We start from the raw sequence: 17525 nt of genomic DNA, 5'->3' as shown, positions 1-17525 counted from the left end.
ACAATCATCCACCAGTCGTCGGCGTAGCACACGTAGGTGCCGTCAATCCGAGTGCCAGGTTCAATTCCAGGACGTTGACTCGCTCGGCCCCGAGAAATCCGAGTTGCCGACCGTCGGTGTGCTCGGCCACCAGATCCCGCACCTTGTCTTCCGAAATGCCGTTGTTCGCCGCCACCCTCGCGACCTGCAATTCCGCGTACGCGGGACTGATGTGGGGATCGATACCCGAGCCCGAACCGGTGACCGCGTCGACGGGAACCGATGTCGGGTCGACGCCCTCACGCGCCGCGATGGCTGCACGGCGCTCGATGATGAATCCGGCCAGAATCTCGCTGCTCGGCCCCTGATTGGACGGCAATGCCGCAGCAGGATCACCGGTGGCAAAAGGATCCTCGTCCGATACCGATCCGACAACACGGTTGTGGAAGAACGGGTCCTGCTGCCCTTCGGCAACCTGTGGATCAACACCCACCCAGGCACTGCCGACCACGCAACCGGCGGCATCGGTGACCGGTGAGCCTTCGGCAGATCCGGAACTGATCCGACTGACACCCCAAACGGCGGCGGGGTAGATCACACCGAGAACGACGGTGAGTGCGAGCAATACGAGCAGGCCCGCCCACACCTGTTTGGCAAAACCGATAGTGAAACGCATGTCAGGTCACCCAATTCCAGGAATCAAACGTACGACGAGATCGATCAGCCAGATACCGACGAACGGTGTGATCACACCACCGAGCCCGTAGACGAGCAGGTTGCGTCCGAGCAACTGTGACGCCGTCGACGGTCGGTATCGAACACCCTTGAGTGCCAACGGAATCAACCCGATGATCACCAGGGCGTTGAAGATCACGGCCGAGACGATCGCCGATTCGGGGGTGGCGAGCCGCATGATGTTCAACGCGTCCAGTTGCGGATAGATGCCGCTGAACAACGCAGGCAGGATTGCGAAATACTTCGCGAGGTCGTTCGCCAATGAGAAAGTGGTCAACGCGCCGCGGGTGATCAGCAGTTGCTTGCCGATCTCGACTACCTCGATCAGCTTGGTGGGGTCGGAATCGAGATCGACCATGTTCCCGGCCTCTTTGGCCGCCGAGGTTCCCGTGTTCATCGCGACGCCGACGTCCGCCTGGGCAAGGGCTGGAGCGTCATTGGTCCCGTCACCGGTCATCGCGACGAGGCGCCCACCTTCCTGTTCCTTCCGGATCAGGGCCAGTTTGTCCTCTGGGGTGGCCTCTGCCATGAAGTCGTCGACGCCGGCCTGATCGGCAATCGCCTTTGCAGTCAACGGATTGTCGCCCGTGATCATGATCGTGCGAATACCCATCGCCCGGAGTTCGGCGAACCTCTCGGCCATACCCGGCTTGACGACGTCGGACAGCGCGATGACGCCGAGAATCGAGGTGCGCTCGCTTTGCTTGACCGCAACCACCAATGGCGTACCGCCGGCTTGGGCGATGTCGTTCACGGTGTCGGTCACCGCGGTCTCTGCGTGTCCACCGCCGCTGACGACCCAGTTCATCACAGCATCTGCTGCGCCCTTTCGGATTTGGCGTCCGGAGTGGTCGAGTCCGCTCATCCGTGTTTGTGCCGTGAACGGAACAAACTCTGCGCGTTCCTCGTCCAGCGTCGGCTCGGCAGCGAGACCGAACTCTGCTGCGCACAACTCGACGATGCTCCGTCCCTCGGGAGTTCCGTCGGCCAGGCTCGACAAGCGGGCCGCCGCAGCAAGATCGTCGGCGGATACGCCCGGCGCCGGGTGGAGCGCGGTGGCCCGGCGGTTACCGAAGGTAATGGTTCCGGTCTTGTCCATCAGCAGGGTGTCGATGTCGCCCGCAGCTTCCACGGCACGCCCTGACATCGCGAGAACGTTGCGCTGGACGAGGCGGTCCATCCCCGCGATACCGATCGCCGAGAGCAATGCGCCGATGGTCGTCGGGATCAGACAGACGAGAAGTGCGATCAGCTTGATCGGATCCTGCTCATGCCCTGCGTACAAGCCCATCGGGCCGATGGCAACGACGGCGAGGAGGAAGATGACAGTTAACGACGCAAGCAGGATGTTGAGCGCAATCTCGTTGGGTGTCTTCTGACGCGAGGCACCCTCGACGAGCGCGATCATCCGGTCCACGAACGAACTGCCCGGTGCTGCGGTGATTTCCACGACGATGCGGTCGGAGAGGACCGTCGTACCACCGGTGACAGCGCAGCGGTCGCCACCGGATTCACGGACTACCGGCGCGGATTCACCGGTGATCGCCGATTCGTCCACGGAGGCAATACCTTCGACCACGTCGCCGTCGCCGGGGATGACTTCACCGGCGACCACTATCACCCGATCGCCGACCACCAGTTCGGTGCCCGAAACCGATTCGATCGCACCGCTCATCGTGATCCGATGTGCTGTGGTGTCCTGCTTTACCTTTCGCAGGCTTGCCGCCTGCGCCTTACCGCGCCCTTCGGCCACGGATTCGGCAAGGTTCGCGAAGATCACCGTGAACCAGAGCCACAGTGCGATCACCCAGGAGAACACCGAGGGATCGGCAATCGCCATGACAGTGGTGATGACGGAACCGACGAACACTACGAACATGACCGGGTTGCGTGCGAGGTGGCGTGGGTCGAGTTTGCGCACGGCCCCAGGCAACGCGGTGATCATCTGGCGCGGGTTGAAAACGCCTGCGTGTACTTGACGGGACTGCCCTGGATCAACCTTGTCGGCAGCGTCTTGCGCTACCGCGGGTTTCTCACTGATACGCACGGTCATTGAAGAGCCTCCGCTAGCGGGCCCAGCGCGAGGGCCGGGAAGAATGTAAGTGCAGCAACAAGAACGACGGTGCCGGTCAACAAACCGGTGAACATCGGTCCGGATGTCGGCAGGGTGCCGGCCGTCGGCGCCACCTTCTTCTGCGAGGCCAGAGCACCGGCCAAAGCGAGAACGAAGATGATCGGCAGGAATCGGCCAAGGAGCATGCAGATTCCGAGAGACGACTGGAACCAGTCGCTGGTAACCGTCAGACCGCCGAACGCGCTGCCGTTGTTGTTCGAGGCGGAGGCGAAGGCGTAAAGCACCTCGCTGAACCCGTGGATGGATCCCGGTGTGCCCGGATCTCCCCCATTGCCTTGATAGCCGGTGGTCGAACCGAGGATGACGGTGATGGCGGTACCGATCAAGACCAGCGCGGGCATGACCAGGATCGACAGCGCCGCAAGGGTGATCTCGCGTCGACCCAACTTCTTGCCGAGGTATTCGGGTGTACGACCGACCAACAATCCGCCGACGAACACTGCGATCAGTGCCAGCACAAGAATCCCGTAGAGGCCGGTTCCTACTCCGCCCGGTGCGATTTCGCCGAGCAACATGTTGAGCAGGACCGCTCCGCCGCCGAGGGGCGACATGCTGTCGTGGGCCGAGTTCACCGCACCTGTCGACGTTCCCGTTGTCGACACCGCGAACAATGCTGATCCGGGGATTCCGAAACGAACTTCCTTGCCTTCCATCATCGAGCCGGCAGCAGTGGCAGCGACACCGCGGGCACCGGATTCGGCCGCTAGCGTGACCGCGAGCAGTCCGCTCCACAGGATTCCCATCACTGCCAGCAGGGTGAGGCCTTGCCTACGGTCACCGACCAGGGTTCCGAAAGTCCGAGTGAGGCAAACCGGGATCAGCAGGATCGCCAGGATCTCGACGATATTGCTCACCGGGGTGGGGTTCTCGAACGGGTGCGCCGAGTTGGCAGCCAAGATCCCGCCACCGTTGGTGCCGAGTTCCTTGATCGCTTCCTGGGACGCGACGGGAGCAAGTGCGTTGGTCACCGCGTTGCCGTCGAGGCCGGTGGAGGCGAAACCGCTGTGGAACGACTGGATCACTCCCTGGCTCAACAGGATCAAGGCGATCACGAAGGCGAACGGGAGGAGGATGCGCAGAGAGCCACGCGTCAGATCGACCCAGAAGTTGCCGATCTCACCGCCCCTGGCCACCCGAATGAAGCCACGCACCAACGCGATGGCCACTGCCATGCCCACTGCAGCCGAGACGAAGTTCTGCACCGCCAGACCGACAGGCTGAACGAAGTTGCTCATCGTCGTTTCCGGCGTATACGACTGCCAGTTCGTGTTCGCCACAAAGGAAATCGTGGTGTTGAAGGCAACGGCGGGACTGACGCCGGACAGTCCGTCGTTCAGCGGTAGTACACCCTGAATCCGTTGCAGGAAGTACAGGAACAATGCGCTCGCCAACGAGAATCCGAGAACGCTTGCGGCGTAGCCGTACCATGTCTGCTCGGCCCGAGAGTCGATCCGACCGACGCGGTAGATCACACTCTCGACCCGTAGATCTCGCGACGACGAGTAGACACGTGCCATGTAGTCGCCCACCGGAACGTAGGCGATCGCGAGAACGACGAGAACAAAAGCGATCTGCAGGCCGGCTGCAAGAGCGGGCGACATCAGAACCTCTCAGGATCTACGAGTGCAACGAGCAGATAAATGACCAATGCCGCGGCGACGGCGATCAGAACCACGCTGACCACACCGGCAACCGTCATTTGGGAGCGCTCGCTTGTAGGGCGCGCAGCACCAGCGCGCACACGAGAAAACCGCCGAGAATCAGAGCAACGTAGGCCAGATCGGCCATGAGCTTCCCTCTTCGAAATCTTTGCCGTGCTGCTGTGCATCGCAGCCATGACGCTCGGTCGCCTGGACCGGATGCGCTCTCTCAGCTTCGACCTCGGTTCGGCCGTATTCCGCGTCTCTGACGATCCACTTACGCGCTGACCTGGCGTCTTGACGCGATCTTGACGCGGAACCGAAGTTCGCCAATACTGAAACAAGTTACTGTTCGTTCGAACGAACAGTTTTGCGAAGGGAACCTGATGACTTCTCGAACCGACCACGATCTCGCCCCCGGCCTCGTCGACCAGGTTGCGAGTCTGGCCTCGGGTGCTACTTCGTCCGTCGCGGCCACCGAGGCAACGCTGAGCCGGATCGACGCAACTCAGCCTCATCTCAATGCGTTCAAGATCGTGCGGCGAGAGAAGGCACTCGAGGAAGCCGCCGAGGCCGACAGGCGTCTCGCACTCGGTGAGCGTCTACCGCTACTCGGTGTGCCGATCGCAGTGAAGGACGATGTCGACATCACCGGCGAACCCACCGCCTTCGGTTGCCCTGGCGATTTCCCGGCGAAGACCGAGGACTCGGAGATGATTCGTCGACTCCGCGACGCCGGCGCAGTGATCGTGGGCAAGACCAACAGCCCTGAACTGGGCCAGTGGCCGCTCACCAGTGGTTCCGCCTTCGGTTACACGCGCAATCCGTGGTCGCGTCACCACACCCCCGGAGGATCGTCGGGCGGCACCGCCGCGGCTGTCGCGGCCGGATTGGTCAGCGCCGGAATCGGTTCCGACGGTGCCGGTTCCATTCGGATTCCAGCGGCCTGGACCAACCTCGTCGGAATCAAGCCGCAGCGCGGGCGCATTTCCACCTGGCCCGACCCCGAAGCGTTTTACGGCCTGACGGTCAACGGACCCCTCGCCCGCACCGTCGCCGACGCCGCACTGCTACTCGACGTCACTGCGGGCAACCACGACGGCGATCTCCACAAGCCGACACCGGTGACGGTCAGCGATGCGGTAGGACGCAACCCCGGAAAGCTGAAAATCGCTCTTTCCCTTCGTAACCCGTTCACTGCTACTCCCGTGAAGCTGGACCCCGAGGTGCGCCTCGCCGTGCATTCGATCGCCGACACTCTGCGGGAACTCGGACATCACGTCGTCGTGGACGATCCCGCGTACGGCCTGATCTTCGGCCTGAACTTTCTGCCCCGCTCACTCGTCGGAGTTCACGACTGGCTCGGACGCGTTCCCGACCCGACACTGGTCGATGCCCGAACACGCGGAAATGCGCAGAACGGCAAGCTACTTCGCGGCGCACCTCTGCGTGCAGCCCGTGCAGCCGAGCCGCGGATGCGAAAGCGGATCGGAGCGATCTTCGACACGTACGACGTCGTCCTGGCACCCACGACGGCAACTCCGCCGATCATGGCGACCGCCATCGACGGCATCGGCGGTTGGGACACCGACAAGGTCATGACCGGCGCTTGCCCGTACGCGTGGCCGTGGAACGTCCTCGGCTGGCCGTCGGTCAACGTGCCGGCCGGATTCAGCAAGGCCGGCCTGCCCATCGGTGCGCAGTTGATGGGCAACGAGAACACCGAACCGCTGTTGGTCTCGCTCGCTTCACAATTGGAATCGGTCCTGCGTTGGGATCAGGTCCGCCCCGAGCCGTGGTGGTGATTCGATGAGTAACCGCGACGTTCGCGAGCGAATACTCGACGCCGTTCTGCACGTCGTCGGTACCGACGGCATCCCCGGCGTGAGCAACCGGCGCATCGCAGCGCAGGCGGGCGTCTCACTCGGATCGATCACCTATCACTTCGCGAGCCAGTCGGACATGCTTCGGGCGGCGCTGTCTCGCTTCGTGACAGACGAGACGACGCGCCTGCGAGCCTTGGCCGAGGAGTACCGCGACAAAGGTCTGAGCGTCGAGGACGCCGCGGCAATTGCCGAGAAGGTGACGCGAGATCTGTCGTTCTCCGCCGAGCGGATCGCGCCGTTCGAGATGTACATCGCCGCCGGCCGAGACCACGAACTACATCAGGTGGCGGTCGAATGCTTTGCCGCATACGACGATCTGACCGTCACGATTTTGACGGCACTTGGCATACCGGATCCGGAGTCGATTGCATCCACTCTCGTCGCCGTCATCACCGGTCTGCAGCTCCGTCGCCTGGCTACGGGCGTCGACGATCAGGACATCGGTGCGGCGATCCTCAGGGTCCTCCGGCCCCTGTGAGTGGTTAAGGAGTCCAGGGACTGCTTAACCACTCACGGGGCCGGAGGCCCTAGAAGCCCAGCCGGCCCAACTGTTTCGGGTCGCGCTGCCAATCCTTGGCTACCTTGACGTGCAACTCCAGGAAGATCCGCACACCGAGCAGCTTTTCGATCTGCAGGCGGGCACTGGTACCGACTTCCCGCAGACGCGCTCCGCCCTTACCGATGACGATGCCCTTCTGACTGGGACGCTCGACGTAGAGCAACGCATGGACGTCGAGCATCTCGCCCTGCTTCTCGGTGCGACCCTCGCGCGGGATGACCTCCTCGATCACCACGGCCAAGGAGTGAGGCAATTCTTCACCGAGGCCCTCGAGCGCAGCCTCACGGATGAGTTCGGCCATGAGCACCTCTTCGGGCTCGTCCGTCAGTTCGCCGTCCGGGTAGAAGGCCGGGCCCTCGTCCATCAGACCGGCAAGGACGTCGACCAGGATCTCGACCTGCTCGCCCGACTGCGCGGAGACCGGGACAACCTCGGATTCGGGGCCGAGCAGGGTGGACAACGCAAGCAACTGCTTGCCGACGGCGTCGCGGCTTACCTTGTCGATCTTGGTGACGATGCCTACCAGCTTGGTCTTGGGCGCCATCTGACGGACCTGTTGCACGATCCAGCGGTCGCCGGGCCCGATGGCCTCGTCAGCCGGGATGCACAGGCAGATGACGTCGACCTCGGAGTAGGTGTCACGAACCAGGTCGTTGAGGCGCTGCCCGAGCAAGGTGCGGGGCTTGTGCAGTCCGGGGGTGTCCACCAGGATCAGCTGCGCATGCTCGCGGTGAACGATGCCACGAATCGTATGGCGCGTCGTCTGCGGTCGCGAGGACGTGATCGCGATCTTGCTGCCGACCAACGCGTTGGTCAGCGTGGACTTACCCGTATTGGGTCGACCCACGAAACACACGAAGCCTGACCGGAATTCGTTGTTGCTCATAACTGCTCCTCGCTGAACACTCGCTCAGTCATCGGTGTCTTCTGTCTCTTCGTCTTCGGACCGCGGGATGCGCTGCACGAACACCGTGCTGATGCGTACCCGTCCCCGGCCCGTATTGGTTCCCTCGCCGCGCAGGATCAAACCGTCGTACTCCACTTCGGAACCGGGAAGTGGAACTCGGCCGAGTACGTATCCGATGAGCCCGCCGACGGTCTCCACCTCGTCGAGTTCGAGTTCGAGATCGAACAATTCACCGAGGTCTTCGATGGGAAGTCTCGCGGATACGCGAAACATTCCGTCACCGAGATCCTCGATGGGCGGCGTCTCGTCCTCGTCGTACTCGTCGGCGATCTCGCCGACGATCTCCTCGATGACGTCCTCGATCGTGACCAGCCCGGCGATTCCGCCGTACTCGTCGACGAGGATCGCCATGTGATTGCGGTCGCGCTGCATCTCGGCCAGCAAGCTGTCGAGTGGCTTCGAGTCGGGAACGAAGACCGCCGGCCGCATGACGTCGCAGACGTTGACGTTCCGGCCGCCGTCGGGCAGGTGGTAGGTCTGCTTGACCAGATCCTTGAGGTAGACGACACCGAGCACGTCGTCGACGTTCTCCCCGATGACAGGCAAGCGCGAGTGACCACTGCGCACGGCCAACGATGTTGCTTGTCCGGCATTCTTGTCGTTCTCGATCCACACCATGTCGGTGCGAGGCACCATCACCTCGCGTGCCGACGTGTCTCCGAGTTCGAAGACGGACTGGATCATTCGGCGTTCTTCGTCGGCGACGACGCCGCGTTCCTGCGCCATGTCCACGAGTTCACGCAACTCGATTTCCGAAGCGAACGGGCCGTTGCGGAAGCCCTTACCCGGGGTCAAGGCGTTACCGACGAGGATCAGGACGCGACTGATCGGCCCGAGCAGAACACCGATCCAGAGCAGTGGGAGAGAAGCTGCCATCGCGATCGAGTACGCATGTTGGCGCCCAAGCGTTCTCGGTCCGACGCCGATGACCACGTACGAGACGAGAACCATGATCACTGCGGTGACGGTCAGCGCCCAGCCCAACGAGAGGATGTCGATCAGGCCGCCCACGAGTACGACGGTGGCCGTGATCTCGCACAAAATGCGAAGCAGGACCATCAGATTCACGTATCGCGGACGATCGGTCAGGATGCGTTGCACTCGCGCCGCACCGGCTCGCTCTTCCTTTGCCATCTCGTCGATGCGCGCCGACGAAATGGTATTGAGCGCCGAGTCGACGGCCGCGAAGACACCACCGACCGGGACAAGAGCAATCGCCAGAACAAAGAGCGCTATGGCGCTACTCACTACAGAACCCCCGGATAACTGTTATCGGTCCACTCCGTCGACGAAACCCGTCTTACCGAGCAGCTTCTGATCACGTTCGGCCAGTGCTGCTTCGCGGTCGATGCGGCGAAGGTCTTCGTACCACTCTTCGAGGAGGCTGTTCTGCAAGCCGAACATCTCCTTCTCCTCTTCCGGCTCCGCATGGTCGTAACCGAGGAGGTGCAACACGCCGTGGACGGTCAGGAGGGCAAGTTCGTGAGCCAGTGAATGCCCGGCCTTGTCGGCCTGATCCGCAGCAAAAGACGGACACAGCACGATGTCGCCGAGCATCGACGGCCCAGGCTCGGGGGAATCGGGACGGCCACCAGGCTCGAGTTCGTCCATCGGGAACGACATCACGTCGGTCGGGCCCGGCAGATCCATCCAACGAACGTGCAGATCCGCCATCGTCGCGGAGTCGACGAGAACCATCGACAGCTCGGCCGCCGGATGGACATCCATCCGAGCGATCACGAAACGGGCAACGCTGATCAACTCCGGTTCGGAGATATCCATGCCCGATTCGTTCGAGACCTCGATGCTCATGTGCGACGCTCTTTCCTGCAAAAAGTAGGGGTTGATGCGTCGATCAGCCTACCGTCGCGGTGAATGAGCATGTGCAGCGCGGCGCTGCGCCCGGTTTCCGACCGCCAACTCGCCGGACCGATCCGCTTCGTGACGCTCGTAAGCGTCGACGATGTGGGAGACCAGCCGATGACGTACGACGTCGCTGCTGTCGAGAGCGGCGAAATGAATATCGTCGATTCCGGTGAGGATTTCGGATGCCGCGCGCAGACCCGAGCGGGCCCCGCCCGGCAGATCGACCTGGGTCACGTCTCCGGTGACCACGATCTTGGAACCGAACCCGAGGCGGGTCAGGAACATCTTCATCTGCTCGGCTGTGGTGTTCTGTGCTTCGTCCAAGATGATGAAGGCGTCGTTGAGCGTGCGGCCACGCATGTAGGCGAGCGGAGCGACCTCGATGACTCCGGCCTGCATCAACTTCGGAATCGCCTCGGGATCCATCATGTCGTGCAACGCGTCGTGCAGCGGGCGCAGGTACGGATCGATCTTCTCGTGCAGCGTGCCGGGCAGAAAGCCCAGTCGCTCGCCGGCCTCGACTGCCGGCCTGGTCAAGATGATCCGAGAGACTTGCTTGGCTTGCAACGCCTGTACGGCCTTGGCCATGGCGAGGTAGGTCTTGCCCGTGCCGGCCGGGCCGACTCCGAACACGATGGTGTTCTCGTCGATGGCGTCGACGTAGCGTTTCTGGTTGAGGGTCTTCGGCCGAATCGTCTTGCCCCGACGCGAAAGAATGTCGAGGGAGAGGACCTCGGCCGGAGACTCGCCGACCTCGTTGGTGAGCATGCCGATGGTTCGTCGAACAGCGTCCGGTGCGATGGGCTGCCCCCGACCGGCCAGCGACGCCAATTCACTGAACACACGTTCTGCCAGCGCCACGTCTGCAGCCGTCCCCGACAAGGAGATGGTTCCGCCACGTACATGAATGTCGGCACGAAGCTCACGTTCGATCGCGGTGAGGTTCTCGTCCGTCGCCCCCAGGATTTGACGCACGGTCTCCGGCGCCAGATCCATACTCGAACGGACGGTGCGCTCTGCGGGCAGAGCGCGCTCGGTGATGGTGGTTACACGGTTCCCGTCGAGTTCACTGTGTTCACTCACGTGGTGAATATGGCCTGCTTTCTGGTCCGATCAGCCCACTCGACTCGTGAGCCTCGATACTTCGAAGTCTAGCGCCCGAGTCGGACACGGCCCACTTGTTAATCGTTCCGGCCTAATCCTCGCGGCGACCGGACGGGAGCGATTCGCGGATCCATTCCGACGCTTCGGCGACGATCTCGGCACTTCGCTCCGGACTGATACCAGCGATGACCAGGCACACCGCGGCAAAGGATTCGCCAGAGTCCGTGATGAACCCACTGTTGGCCTGATCGAACAAAGTGATCGTGATCGCCTCGGTCATCGCTACCAGAGTCTCGGCCGGCAGGTATGTCGAGAAGGTTCCGTCACGCTGACCGCGCTCGACGACGCTGATACTCACGGCGCGCGCGGGCTCCATCAAATCGAGAATCCGCTGCTCCCCCAACTCTTTGCGAGCAAAGCTGAGCAACATCCGGAATCGATCGCCGACCGGCCACGACAGCAATGCAAGTACGGCAGTCGCCAGATCCGGGCGCTCGGGCGGCTCACCGGCTTGGCTCAGCGCAGCCACGAGATCGGTCGATGCCTCGTCCACGATGCCGTTGATCAGCGCCTCACGGCTGTCGAAATGCGCGTACACGGTTCGCCTGACCACACCGGCGGCCTTTGCGACGTCGTCCATGCTCGCATCCGGATCAGCAGCGAACGCCGTGATCGCCGCCTCGATGATGCGATTGCGATTCGCCGCGGCCTGACTACGACGCTGCCGTCCGCCCGATTCGGCAGTTCCCGAAACGACTGTGCCCGAATGCGTCAACGCGCGTTCCACCTCTTTCGACTGCCCAACTGTGATCTAGATCAATCATAGTTGCACATCGGTGTGCAAGTTATTAACTTACACACCAGTGTGCAAATAGATCGAAGAGTCTCTTCGATCATCAGGAACGGAGTCGCGCCATGACGACACTCATGAGCAAACCTGTCTCGGAGATGGACCAGCCGTACTCACGGCGATGGGCCGCCCTGGGGGTATTGTGCCTGAGCCTGCTGATCGTCGTGATGGCCAACACCGCGCTGATCGTCGCTGCTCCGGACATGACCAAAGACCTCGGCCTCACCAGCACTCAACTTCAATGGGTCATCGACGGCTACACGGTCCCCTACGCCGCGCTGATGCTGCTGTTCGGCGTGATCGGTGACAAGTACAGCCGCCGTGGAGCGCTTCTGGCCGGACTCGCCGTGTTCGCCGGCGGCGCCGTGTTCGGCAGCATCGCTGACACCACCAACGCCGTCATCGCGGCACGAATGATCATGGGCGTCGGCGCCGCGATCATCATGCCCGCGACGCTCTCACTTCTGGTCGCAACCTTTCCCAAAGCGGAGCGTTCACGCGCCATCGCGGCGTGGGCAGCGACGTCGGGTCTCGCGATTGCCCTCGGCCCGCTACTGGCCGGATGGATCCTCGACAGCCATTCCTGGAGCATCACATTCCTGATCAACGTCCCGATCGCCGCAGTCGCCGCCGCCGCCGCCGTAATCCTGGTGCCGCCGAGCAAGGCGGAGCACCTGGGCCGGATCGACTGGATCGGCGGCGCACTCTCGGTGGTCACCATCGGCTCGCTCGTGTACTCGATCATCAACGGATTCCACTTCGGGTGGAGCGGCGGACCCATCGGTGCCGCTGCACTCGCCGCGATCGGCCTCGTCTCGTTCGTGGTCTGGGAACTGCGCCACCCGCAGCCACTGCTCGACGTCCGTAAGCTCGGCCAGCGCATGGTCGGCGGCGCGACGCTCGCTGTACTTCTGTTGTTCCTCGCCGCCTTCGGTGCCATCTACTTCATCTCGCAGCAGTTCCAGTTCATCCTCGGCTACGGCGCACTCGAAACCGGTGTTCGTTTGCTGCCCTTGGCAATTGCCGTTTCGATCGGCGCCGTTGTCAGTGGCAGGATCACTCCGCTGATCGGCGTCCGGGCATCCATCGTCGGCGGCATGGTGGTCGCCGCGATCGGCGTTCTGATTCTCACGCAGGTCGACGGCGATTCGGGCTACTGGATGTTCGCAGTCCCACTGATCCTGCTCGGCCTGGGCATCGGTCTCAGCGAACCGCCGGCCACCGACGCCATCATGGACAACTTCTCCGAGGACGATCTCGGCGCTGCGGGTGGCCTCAACGACACCGCCATCGAACTCGGCGGCTCGCTGGGAATCGCGATCCTCGGCTCGATCCTCGCTTCGAGCTACAAGGATTCGATTGCCGGATTCATCAACGGCATGCAGGTTCCGCAGTTGACGGGCGAACTTGCGCAACAGGCCGCGTATGCGATGGAGGTGTCGGGCGAATCCGTTGGCGGCGCGTCGTTGGTCGCCGAAGAGATGGCAAGCAACCCGTTGGCTGCAGCTCAGGCACAGCCGTTGCTCGAGGCGGCCGGCAGTGCCTATGCCGACGCGATTTCGGCGGCCAGTTGGGCGGGCGGGCTTGCATTGTTCGTGGGCGCAGTTGTCGTCGCGTTCATCCTGCCTGGCAAGAAGGCCCCTGTACGAGAAGGCCCTGTGTCAGTCTGACGTGATCGGGGCCAGCGGGTCTTCGGCGAGAACCAACTCGCGGGAGACCCGCCAGGACTCGGTCGAGGGTGAGAGAAATGCGTCGTGCCCTTCGCCCTCGATCACACGCAGTGCCACGGGATCACCAGCCGCTTCGGCAGCCTTCGCATACCGGGAGCTCACCTTGGCAGGCACCTGCAGATCCTCCGCACCCGTGACGCATACAACGGGGACGCCGATCGGCAGTCGATGCTGCGGCGACGCACCGCGATACAGATCCGGGTCCGCGTCGAACGGAACGCCGAACAGATCCTCGATGAAACTGATCCGTCGTCCCCGCTCGCCTGCCGACGCCAGATCGAGTGCGGCAGCCTGCGCGATGACCCGTTCAGGCCGGGTGAACGTGTCCTTCTCTCCCGCCAGCCACACTGCAAGATGTCCGCCGGCCGAATGCCCGAGCAGGCGAATCTGATTCAGATCGAATTCGGCCGAGGACTTCGCGGCAACCAGTCCGGGGATTTTGTCGTACGCCGTTTTCACGTCGGCGGACATTTCCGGCCAACCACCGCCCGCCCCGAGGCGGCGGTATTCGATGTTCCACACTGCGACGCCGTGCCGCGCGAGTTCGACGGCAAACGCGGTGCCCAGATTCAATCCGTACTGCCCGCTCCAGAAGCCGCCGTGGATCTGCATGACGATCGGGATCGGGCCGTCAACCGCCTCGTCGGGAACGTAGAGATGCCCGAACTGTTGCTCTTGTCGGCCGTACGGAATCTTGAATCGAGGCACCGAGGAAATCTATCTCAGGCGAGGGCGCTGCCTGCGGCCCAGTCTGCCCACGAGAGGGTCCAGTCGCCGTTCTGCCACACCTCCAGCGGAGCCCCGCCGGTGTTCTTGATCTCGACGACATCTCCTGGCTGCGAGAAATCGAAGAACCATTTGGCATTGGCCGCACTGAGATTGAGGCAACCGTGCGAGGTGTCGGTGTTTCCCTGCGCCCAGACGGTGCTCTCCAACTCGTGAAGATAGATACCGTCCGTGCTGATGCGGGTGGCCCAGTTGATGGATTCCTTGTACCCGAGGCGCGAGTTGATCGGCAGTCCATAAGTCGACGAATCCATGATCACGGGATTGGCCTTGTCCATGACGGTGTACGTGCCGGGCTGGGTCCAGAACGAGAGCGTCGTGCCGCCGATCGTCTCGGTACCGCCCATTCCCATCGAGGTCGGCATTTCCTTGATCACCTGACCGTTTTCGTAGACGGTCACCATCTTGGTGTTGTCGTCGGCGACCGAGACGTGGGAGTCGCCGATCTTGAAGGACACGGTGTCGTCCTGTTGGCCGTACAGTCCGTTGCCGAGTTGCTTGCCGTAGATGTTGGCGTTCACCGAGACCGTCGTGCCTGGTTCGTAGTAGTTCTGCGGTCGCCAGTGAACGTTCTGACCGTCGACCCAGTACCACGATCCCAGCACCGGCGGATTGGTGGTGACCACCAGAGACTTTTCGGCCGCGGCTTTGTCACCGATCAACTCGTCGAAATGAACGGCGACGACCGTGCCGACGCCGTACGTGCCACCGTCCGAAATCGAGGCGCCACCGGTGGTGTTGATGTACGCGCGAGTCTGATTACTCGGCGCGACGGTGGTCAGCGTCGTGTTCTTGGTCGTGGCAACACCATTCGCGTCGACGGCACCGACGACAAGCTTGTAGGTCTTGCCGTATCCGAGTGGTTCGCTCGGCTTCCAGGACGTCTTGTCCGGCGTCGTGATACCGGCGACTTCCTTACCTTCGGGATTGGTCAGCGCGACGGTCGTCAGTGTTCCCTTCGCGACCTGGACCTCGATGGGGTCGAGTGGACTCACCGGGGTTCCGCCGTCCGCCGGTGTGACGGTGACGAGCGCCTCGCTGGTCGGTGTGGTGGTGACGGCGCTGCTGGAGGAACCCGTGTTGTCTCCGGTGGAGACTGTGCACCCCGCGACCAGCATCATCGCCGCCGCGGCACACACCGCTCCAACGATTCGCATATGCGCACGTGACAACATCTGGCCTCCTGAAATCCCCGAACCAACTCACGCCGAAGGCGACCCCCGACGTCCTTACGATAGTGCGCAAATCTGACACTTCGCTGAGCGCCGGATCCGATTCAGCTCGGGATCACAACAAGATCAGTGCAGTGGCCGTGGTCCCCAGCGATCGGTCAGCACTCCGATCGCGCCCAGAGCAACGGCCCCGGCGGTCGACGTGCGCAGGACCGTCGGGCCGAGAAGCACCGGAGTGGCCCCGGCCTCCGACAAGGCGCTGATCTCCGAATCGTCCAGCCCACCTTCGGGACCGACAACGAGAATGACCTCGTCCGCGCTCGCCAGCGGCAAGCCGGCCAACGGCGTCGTCGCCGATTCGTGAAGCACCGCAACCACAGCGCCGCGGGCAACGGCGTCGCGAACCAACAGGATCACCGCCGCCGTCTTGTGCAGCTCCGAAATCTCCGGGACGAATGCGCGCCTGGATTGCTTAGCCGCAGATACTGCCGCACTTCGCCAGCGTGCGACGCCCTTGGCGAGCTTCGGTCCCTCCCACTTGGCAACACACCGCAGGGACTGCCACGGAATCACGGCGTCGATACCGGCCTCGGTGGCCAGTTCGACGGCCAACTCGGAACGCTCGGCCTTGGGAAGTGCCTGAACGAGGGTCACCAACGGCTTGGGCTGCTCGAGAACCTGAACGTCACTGACCAAAAGTTCCAGGCGATCCTTGCCGACGCTCGTCACCTCGGCATCGGCTACCCGGCCACGACCGTCGGCCAGAACCAAACGCTCGCCGACGCCGATCCGTCGGACGGTCGCAGCGTGGCGACCCTCCTGCCCGTCCAGAACCGCGATTTCACCGACTCCGGGAACCGGGTCGAGAAAGAAGACCGTTGCGGCCACCGTCAGCGGCCGCTGAATGCTTCGCGAAGACGCGAGAACAATCCACCGCTGTTCTGCGAGTTGGTCGAGACAACTTCGGCCTCGTCACGATCGCGGAGCAGCTTGAATTCCTTGAGCAGCTTGGACTGCTTGTGATCGAGGCGGCTCGGGATGACCACTTCGAGGTGAGCGTGGACGTCGCCGCGCACTCCCGACCGCAGTTTCGGCATGCCGTGACCGCGAAGAACAGCAACGTGCCCGGGCTGGGTGCCTGGCTCGATGGTGATTTCCTTGGGACCGTCGATGATGGTGTCGACGGTGACAGTCGTACCGAGCGCTGCGTCGACCATCGGAACGCGGATCGTGCAGTGCAGGTCTTCACCGTCTCGAACGAAGACGTCGTGCTGCTGCTCGACGATCTCGACGTAGAGGTCGCCGGGGTGTCCGCCGCCAGGGCCCACTTCACCCTGCGCGGTCAAACGGATGCGCATGCCACCGGCAACGCCCGCGGGAACCTTCACCGTGATGTCGCGCTTGGCCCGAACTCGGCCGTCGCCGCCACACTTGTGGCAGGGATCCGGGATGGTCTCACCGGCACCGCGGCACGTCGGGCAGGGACGCGAAGTCATGACCTGGCCGAGGAACGAGCGCTGGATGGACTGCACTTCGCCGGCACCGTTGCAGGTCTCGCAGCGCACCGGCTTGGAGTCGCCGTTGGTTCCGGCACCGGTGCAGCTGTCGCACAGGATCGCCGTCTCGACCGTCACGTGCTTGCTGACTCCCGTCGCACATTCTGCGAGCGTGAGCTTGGTGCGAAGCAACGAGTCGGCTCCGGGCTGAACGCGACCGCGCGGGCCACGTCCTGCGCCGCCACCGCCGCCGAAGAATGCTTCGAAGACGTCGCCGAGGCCACCTCCACCGAAACCGCCGCCGAAACCGCCACCTCCGCCGCCACCGGACTCGAGCGGGTCTCCGCCGAGATCGACGATGCGACGCTTCTCCGGGTCGGTCAGGACCTCGTAAGCCGTCGAGATCTCCTTGAACTTGGCCTGCGCCGCCTCGTCAGGGTTGACGTCCGGGTGCAGTTCGCGTGCCAGCTTGCGGTAAGCGCGCTTGAGCTCCTGGTCTGTCGCGTTCTTGTCGACGCCGAGCAATCCGTAGTAATCCCGTGCCACGTTGAGTCTCTCGTCCTTCTCTTACTTCTAGGTTTTCCTCAGTCCTCGCGAGGAGGTGTGTCGACGAATGTCGAC

Annotated in this window: 16 protein-coding genes; 3 read left to right on the top strand and 13 right to left on the bottom strand. The window is 63.1% G+C overall.

The window, feature by feature from the left end; genetic code table 11:
* Window positions 1–4 precede the first annotated feature (4 nt).
* Genes R4P65_RS08780 through kdpF form a run of 4 tightly spaced genes read right to left on the bottom strand, consistent with a single transcriptional unit; the run spans window position 5 to window position 4547 of the window.
* Entirely contained in the window at window positions 5–655 is a 651-nt protein-coding gene (locus tag R4P65_RS08780) for a potassium-transporting ATPase subunit C (protein ID WP_317826208.1), read from the bottom strand.
* Window positions 656–661: 6 nt separating this feature from the next.
* Complete coding sequence (kdpB, locus tag R4P65_RS08775; RefSeq protein WP_317826207.1) at window positions 662–2767, bottom strand: potassium-transporting ATPase subunit KdpB; 2106 nt, start codon at window positions 2765–2767, stop codon at window positions 662–664.
* Entirely contained in the window at window positions 2764–4449 is a 1686-nt protein-coding gene (gene kdpA, locus R4P65_RS08770) for a potassium-transporting ATPase subunit KdpA (protein WP_230813889.1), read from the bottom strand. The genes kdpB and kdpA overlap by 4 nt, the downstream gene beginning before the upstream one ends.
* Window positions 4449–4547 (bottom strand): K(+)-transporting ATPase subunit F, encoded by a 99-nt coding sequence (gene kdpF, locus R4P65_RS08765; RefSeq protein WP_007731078.1) that lies wholly within the window; start codon window positions 4545–4547, stop codon window positions 4449–4451. Before kdpF ends, kdpA begins: the two co-directional genes overlap by 1 nt.
* A 327-nt stretch (window positions 4548–4874) precedes the next feature.
* On the opposite strand from kdpF, the gene R4P65_RS08760 reads away from it, so the two are divergent.
* Both R4P65_RS08760 and R4P65_RS08755 read left to right on the top strand, forming a co-directional pair.
* On the top strand, window positions 4875–6293 hold the full coding sequence (locus R4P65_RS08760; protein WP_317826206.1) for an amidase: 1419 nt from the start codon (window positions 4875–4877) through the stop codon (window positions 6291–6293).
* A 4-nt stretch (window positions 6294–6297) separates the two neighbouring features.
* Window positions 6298–6852: a TetR/AcrR family transcriptional regulator gene (locus R4P65_RS08755; RefSeq protein WP_230813893.1), complete on the top strand. Its 555-nt coding sequence runs from the start codon at window positions 6298–6300 to the stop codon at window positions 6850–6852.
* 49 nt (window positions 6853–6901) lie between these two features.
* Here R4P65_RS08755 and era read toward each other — a convergent pair whose 3' ends face one another.
* The 5 genes from era to R4P65_RS08730 form a co-directional block, all read right to left on the bottom strand.
* Complete coding sequence (gene era, locus R4P65_RS08750; RefSeq protein ID WP_230813895.1) at window positions 6902–7819, bottom strand: GTPase Era; 918 nt, start codon at window positions 7817–7819, stop codon at window positions 6902–6904.
* A gap of 24 nt (window positions 7820–7843) precedes the next feature.
* The gene (locus tag R4P65_RS08745; RefSeq protein WP_019749019.1) at window positions 7844–9148 is read right to left on the bottom strand and encodes a hemolysin family protein; all 1305 of its coding nucleotides are present in this window, start codon (window positions 9146–9148) and stop codon (window positions 7844–7846) included.
* Between the two features lie 21 nt (window positions 9149–9169).
* Window positions 9170–9712, bottom strand: a complete 543-nt coding sequence (gene ybeY, locus R4P65_RS08740; RefSeq protein ID WP_003944525.1) for an rRNA maturation RNase YbeY — start codon at window positions 9710–9712, stop codon at window positions 9170–9172.
* Between the two features lie 48 nt (window positions 9713–9760).
* Window positions 9761–10849, bottom strand: coding sequence for a PhoH family protein (locus tag R4P65_RS08735; RefSeq protein ID WP_374228001.1), 1089 nt, complete (start codon window positions 10847–10849; stop codon window positions 9761–9763).
* Window positions 10850–10961: 112 nt separating this feature from the next.
* Window positions 10962–11657 carry a TetR/AcrR family transcriptional regulator gene (locus R4P65_RS08730; protein WP_317826205.1) on the bottom strand — a complete coding sequence of 232 codons (696 nt, stop codon included), beginning with the start codon at window positions 11655–11657 and terminating at the stop codon, window positions 10962–10964.
* Between the two features lie 128 nt (window positions 11658–11785).
* Between R4P65_RS08730 and R4P65_RS08725 the strand changes: the two genes are divergently transcribed.
* On the top strand, window positions 11786–13390 hold the full coding sequence (locus R4P65_RS08725) for an MFS transporter (protein WP_317826204.1): 1605 nt from the start codon (window positions 11786–11788) through the stop codon (window positions 13388–13390).
* Here R4P65_RS08725 and R4P65_RS08720 read toward each other — a convergent pair.
* The 4 genes from R4P65_RS08720 to dnaJ all read right to left on the bottom strand — a co-directional run bounded on the left by R4P65_RS08720 (window position 13382) and on the right by dnaJ (window position 17450).
* Window positions 13382–14158 carry an alpha/beta hydrolase gene (locus R4P65_RS08720; protein WP_317826203.1) on the bottom strand — a complete coding sequence of 259 codons (777 nt, stop codon included), beginning with the start codon at window positions 14156–14158 and terminating at the stop codon, window positions 13382–13384. The two genes, R4P65_RS08725 and R4P65_RS08720, sit on opposite strands and share 9 nt — an antisense overlap.
* Before the next feature lie 14 nt (window positions 14159–14172).
* Window positions 14173–15411 (bottom strand): Ig-like domain-containing protein, encoded by a 1239-nt coding sequence (locus tag R4P65_RS08715; RefSeq protein ID WP_317826202.1) that lies wholly within the window; start codon window positions 15409–15411, stop codon window positions 14173–14175.
* 123 nt (window positions 15412–15534) lie between these two features.
* Window positions 15535–16296, bottom strand: a complete 762-nt coding sequence (locus R4P65_RS08710; RefSeq protein ID WP_317826201.1) for a 16S rRNA (uracil(1498)-N(3))-methyltransferase — start codon at window positions 16294–16296, stop codon at window positions 15535–15537.
* 2 nt (window positions 16297–16298) lie between these two features.
* Entirely contained in the window at window positions 16299–17450 is a 1152-nt protein-coding gene (gene dnaJ / locus R4P65_RS08705; protein ID WP_230813909.1) for a molecular chaperone DnaJ, read from the bottom strand.
* Window positions 17451–17525: the final 75 nt, after the last annotated feature.

Origin of the sequence: Rhodococcus sp. IEGM 1318, from assembly GCF_033142465.1 — a bacterium.
Taxonomy (GTDB): domain Bacteria; phylum Actinomycetota; class Actinomycetes; order Mycobacteriales; family Mycobacteriaceae; genus Rhodococcus_F; species Rhodococcus_F qingshengii_B.
Note: the sequence above shows the minus strand (reverse complement) of the source record. Positions and strands in the feature narration are given on the sequence as shown.